Source organism: Allomesorhizobium camelthorni, assembly GCF_011045125.1.
GTDB lineage: Bacteria > Pseudomonadota > Alphaproteobacteria > Rhizobiales > Rhizobiaceae > Allomesorhizobium > Allomesorhizobium camelthorni.
This window is the reverse complement of record NZ_JAAKZF010000175.1, coordinates 1-4,998: the sequence shown is the minus strand read 5'-3', so window position 1 is coordinate 4,998 and position 4,998 is coordinate 1. Positions and strand designations below refer to the sequence as shown.

At 59.7% G+C, this 4,998-nt stretch carries 6 protein-coding genes; all 6 read right to left on the bottom strand.

Annotated elements, in window-relative coordinates; genetic code table 11:
• Positions 1 to 69 precede the first annotated feature (69 nt).
• Complete coding sequence (locus G6N73_RS34625) at positions 70 to 747, bottom strand: DUF1275 family protein (RefSeq protein WP_165034384.1); 678 nt, start codon at positions 745 to 747, stop codon at positions 70 to 72.
• A gap of 1 nt (position 748) precedes the next feature.
• A complete protein-coding gene (locus G6N73_RS34620) occupies positions 749 to 1,174 on the bottom strand; it encodes a DoxX family protein (protein WP_165034383.1) in 426 nt (141 codons plus the stop codon).
• A gap of 10 nt (positions 1,175 to 1,184) precedes the next feature.
• Positions 1,185 to 3,068 carry an amidohydrolase gene (locus G6N73_RS34615; protein ID WP_165034382.1) on the bottom strand — a complete coding sequence of 628 codons (1,884 nt, stop codon included), beginning with the start codon at positions 3,066 to 3,068 and terminating at the stop codon, positions 1,185 to 1,187.
• On the bottom strand, positions 3,065 to 3,343 hold the full coding sequence (locus G6N73_RS34610) for a XapX domain-containing protein (protein WP_165034381.1): 279 nt from the start codon (positions 3,341 to 3,343) through the stop codon (positions 3,065 to 3,067). The genes G6N73_RS34615 and G6N73_RS34610 overlap by 4 nt, the downstream gene beginning before the upstream one ends.
• A gap of 106 nt (positions 3,344 to 3,449) precedes the next feature.
• Positions 3,450 to 4,130, bottom strand: coding sequence for an isochorismatase family protein (locus G6N73_RS34605; RefSeq protein WP_165034380.1), 681 nt, complete (start codon positions 4,128 to 4,130; stop codon positions 3,450 to 3,452).
• Positions 4,131 to 4,550: 420 nt separating this feature from the next.
• Positions 4,551 to 4,841, bottom strand: coding sequence for a transposase (locus tag G6N73_RS38945; RefSeq protein WP_165034379.1), 291 nt, complete (start codon positions 4,839 to 4,841; stop codon positions 4,551 to 4,553).
• Positions 4,842 to 4,998 lie beyond the last annotated feature (157 nt).

Below are 4,998 nucleotides of genomic sequence, written 5' to 3'. Positions count from 1 at the left end.
AGCTGTTTTTGTGTTCGACATGTCTTATTCTCCTGTTCCTGCCGCGTTAGCTAGCCTGGATCACCAACTTCAGGCGTATTCTTTCTCTAAGACTAGGGTGCTGAGGGCCAGCACCGCGAGCAGCGGCGGCACAACAAAGCACCACATTCCAAACTGGATATAGAAGAGTGCCGCGAAGCCGCAGCCAAGCGCGAAGGCGCACACGGCAACGACAAGCCGGACCAAACGTGGCCGAATGGAGTCTCCAGACTCCGTCGGCGTGCCGTGCAGTAGGTTCGCAACCTCGATCATGATCTGCGTCGTCGTTCCCGTCATTAGCGTCGACGGCGGTGCCGAGGTCAGATGGATGCGATGGGCAGCATTCTGGACCGCCATGGCAATGACGAGCAGCATCCCGGTAAGGATCAGCGGCCAACCGTCAGGATCGGAAAAAGAGCCGAAGTGAATTGCCGCGATCGCCCCTGCAGCCAGGAACAGGAATTTGAGAATGAGCATCCAGAGCAACGTGCATCGGGGCGTGGCCGGTATCACCAGCATGACGTAGCGTACGAACATGATGGCAATGCAGAAGACAGGCAGCGCCAGAAGCTTGGCGATAATGCCTAAGCTGCCTTGGGCAACGGCTGCACCGATCATCACGAAGTTGCCCGTAACATGAGCGGTGAAGAGGCCGTTAAGAGCGAGAAAGCCGGCTGTATCGACATAGCCGCCGGTGAAGCTCAGAACAGTCGGTAGGCTCAGCTTCACGTCATTGCTTCCTCAAATCAAGCCACGCAACGAGCAAAAAGCCACCGACCAGGCCGAGATGCTCGAAGAAGGAATTGGCCGCCATGAACCGCTCCTGACCAGCCGGCAATTCCCAAAAGCGCAAGGCCACGAAGGTTGCGAGCAGCGTGAAAGCACCGAGTGCGAGCGCACCAAGCCAACGGAAGAAGCCGGTCAGCACCATCACCGAGCCAAGCAGTTCCAGCAGGATCACCAGTACGGCGAAGAGTGGCGCCGGCGACAGTCCGAAATGGGTCATTTCCCCGATCGCGCCGGGGAAGTCCGTCAGCTTGTTCAGACCACCCTGGATATAGGCGGCGCAGAGCCCGAGATAGGCGAGGACGCGCATCCAGCCCGCCCCGAATGGGGTTCGGGCAAGAGATGCCAGGCGCTCATCAAGCCAGTTCATCCAACGCCCCTTAGACTGCCCAGCAGGCGCAGCCGAGCGCGCCCCAAAAGCTCTTGAGATCGGAGACGGCCACCTTCGAACCCCAGGCGCTGGCATGGTCGTGACCATGGACGGCGCAGGCATTTGCGCATCCGCAGGATGAGATGGCGGTGCGCCGAAGCGAGTTCTTTCCCGCCCTTTCTGGCTCCCCCCATGCGGCATAGCCCTTAAAGGTCCTGACCGGCGACCAGTCGGGCATAGCTGGCGGGACGGAGTTTTCGTCGAGGTTCGCAAAGTCGTTCGCACCGTAGACGACCTTGCCGCCGACCATGGTGAGGTCTGATGTCAGAAAGGAGAGTTCATCTTCGCCACAGCTGAAGAAGTCCTTGTCCGGCACGATGAGATCGGCGAATTGGCCCTTCTCGATGCGACCCTTCTTGCCCTCTTCATTGGAGAACCAGGTGACGTTCTCCGTCCACATTCGGAGTGCGGTTTCGCGGTCAAGGCAGTTGCGGCGCGGATAGATATGCATGCCGCCGACGGTCCTGCCGGTTATCATCCAGGCAAGCGAGACCCAGGGGTTATAAGAGGCAACGCGGGTGGCGTCCGTCCCGGCAGAGACCTTGCCCCCTTTCTCAAGCATGCGGGCGATAGGCGGCGTGGCTTCAGCTGCGCCATTGCCGTAGCGTTCGACGAAATATTCGCCCTGAAAGGCCATACGGTGCTGCACGGCGATGCCGCCGCCCAGCGCGGCAATGCGGTCGATCGATTGATCCGAGATGGTCTCGGCGTGGTCGAAGAACCAGTTGAGCCCCTCTAGCGGAACGTCCTGGTTGACCTTCTCGAAGACATCCAGGGCGCGAGAAATCGTCTCGTCATAAGTGGCGTGCAGCCGCCAGGGCCAGCGATTTTCCGCAAGGACGCGCACCACGTCTTCCAACTCGCCTTCCATCTCGGGCGGCATGTCCGGGCGTGGCTGGCGGAAGTCTTCAAAGTCGGCGGCGGAAAAGACCAGCATCTCGCCGGCACCATTGTGTCGGAAATAATCGCTGCCCTGCTTGTACTTGACCGAAGCCGTCCAGTTGAGGAAATCCTGCTTTTCCTCCTTTGGCTTTTGGGTGAAGAGGTTATAGGCAAGCCGCACCGTCATCTGGCCTTCATCGGCGAGCTTCTGGATGACGGCGTAGTCGTCGGGATAATTTTGAAAGCCACCACCGGCGTCAATGACGCCTGTGACACCAAGCCGGTTCAGTTCGCGCATAAAATGGCGAGTGGAATTGACCTGATAATCGGGAGGCAGCTTCGGCCCCTTGGCGAGTGTCGCATAAAGAATGCCGGCGTTCGGCTTGGCAAGCAGCAGGCCGGTCGGGTTACCGTTGGCATCGTGGGTGATCTCGCCGCCCGGCGGGTTCGGTGTTTCCTTCGTGTAGCCGACGGCACGAAGCGCCGCGCCATTCAGCAGAGCGCGGTCGTAGAGATGCAAGAGGAAGACCGGCGTGTCCGGCGCAATCGCATTGATCTCCTCAATGGTCGGCAGGCGCTTTTCGACGAACTGATGTTCGGTGAAGCCGCCGACAACCCGCACCCATTGCGGCGGCGGCGTGATCGCGACCTGGCGCTTCAGCATATCCATGGCGTCGGCCAGCGACCGGACGCCATCCCATCGCAGTTCAATGTTGAAGTTCAGCCCGCCGCGGACGACGTGGGTATGATTATCGATCAGGCCGGGAAGAACGCGCCGCCCCTTCAGGTCGACGATCCTCGTCGTCGGATCCGCCAACGCCATGATCTCGCGGTCGTGGCCGACGGCGAGAAACTTGCCGGCCTCGATAGCGACGGCACTTGCGATGGGATTGCTCCTGTCGAGCGTAGTGAAGAGTCCGTGATGAAGGATCGTATCCGGTGCTGCGGTCATGAATTCGACTCTTCCGTGACCTCTACCTTTTTGGCGGCCTGACGCCCGGGCAGTTGCCCGAAGATATGGCTGATGGCGTTGGACTTATCGCAGGCGGCCATAAAGGCTGTGCCCGAGAGCAGTTGCCTGCCGACCGGGATGGCCTGTTCTCCGACAAGCATGCCGAGCAGGCCGATGAGGGCGACGAGCGGAGGCGCAGGAGAGCGGACGTTCAGCAGGCTGTAGATGATGCCGACGAGAAGGCCGGCACCAAGCGAGATCAAATACATCTTCATGGCGTGTCTCCAGTCGGCGGCGCCATTAGACGAGCTTTAAGCGGAGAACGGCTCTCCGACCGAAGACGTCTCATCGCCACACGTATGCCACCACCAGGGTCATCAACTATTTTGGTTGAGCAGCGACTTCCTGAGCCTTCTGATAACTCTCTGCCACGGCTGCATAGTTAGGCGCGGCGAGCCCATAAAGCTTTGCAAGTTCCTGGGCTTCAGGCCGTGCCCAGGTGCGATGGAGCTCGGACAGAAGTGCATTCGTCGATGTCGGGATGACACCGCCCTGGACGAAACGTGCCAGCGTCGTTCGTGAGGTCAGCTCACTGGGATCGCCGGAAGCGTCGGTGACCGCATAGACATTGAACCCGGCCGCCACGGCATCCAGCGCCGGGAACATAACGCAGACACTGGTCCACACACCGGCGATGACCAACGTGGTTTTTCCGGTGGCGCGCACCGTTTCGACAAAGTCCTCGTTGTCCCAGGCGTTCACTTCGCCCTTGCGCCGCACGAAAACCGCGTGCGGTGCGTCTCGATGGATTTCCGGCATGAGCGGACCATTCGGTCCGTTCGGCTCGGATGCAGACGTTATGACTGGAATCTTCAGAAGGGTTGCCAATTTTGAGATCATCTCGACGTTCCGCCGAAGATCTGCGATTGCAATATCCTTGACCGTTTGAAACAAGCCCGACTGATGGTCGAGCAACAGGATCGCCGTATCGGACGGATCAAGCAGAGCCTGCCCGCCACCCGTGGACAGCACACTTGACTTGGTTTTCGGCGCGTTTGCCATGAAGTGTCCTCTCGGGATCTGTTTTCTTTCCGCTGCGTGTTGCGCCACCGCCCCCAGCATCGCCGCATGTCGCGCAAGCGACAGCCCTAAGGTGGTTCAGCGCTGTGTATGTTTTGAATAAATCGCAAAAACTATCCAATAGCTGGCAGTTATAGTTTCGATAGCCCGGCGCTCTGTTGCTCTGCTTGCGGTCGTTTTGAGCCCGATCCCCTACCCGCCACTTGTAACGATAGCGACCGTCCTCCCAGACCGGCGCCGCCAAGGGTCTCGATCGCAATGCTCTGACGGCCGAATCCGGAATCAATGGGGGCTTGCTTCGAGAGCATGCTCTTATTTTCTTGGAACGTTGAAGATCGGGGCTGAATAGCCACGTTTTTGAGAGCCCCAGCGCTTGCGGCCGTTTCCGTCGCTTGCGGCATGTCAGCGAGCGGACAGAGACGGTGATTGCTCGCGCTGATGTCGAGAGGGCCGATCGAGTGCAACTCGGCGCAGGCGTGGGAGCGGGGATTTCTTTCGGGTCTCCGTTCTCTCGACAGTGACGGCTGTGGCCTCCGCTGCAAAGGGGAGCGTGCTCGAAGACTGCAATTTTGGGTAGTACTCCACCCACAGGTGAATGTGGTTGTCGTCGCCGTCCATCTGGATCAGCTCCGCCTCGAAGTCGGCGTAAATCTTGTGAAGCGCGCGTCCAGCACATCCACACCGGTACGACAACGCCCGCCGCGGCTACCTGCAGAAGACCACGATCGTGATCAGTCAAACCACGCAAAGTACACGGCGTGAGCGTTGGACAAATCGGCCGCTCGCGCATCGCGCCGCCGTGCACAGTGATGAGATACGAAAGTACCGCAAGTACAGCAACGCGCGCCGG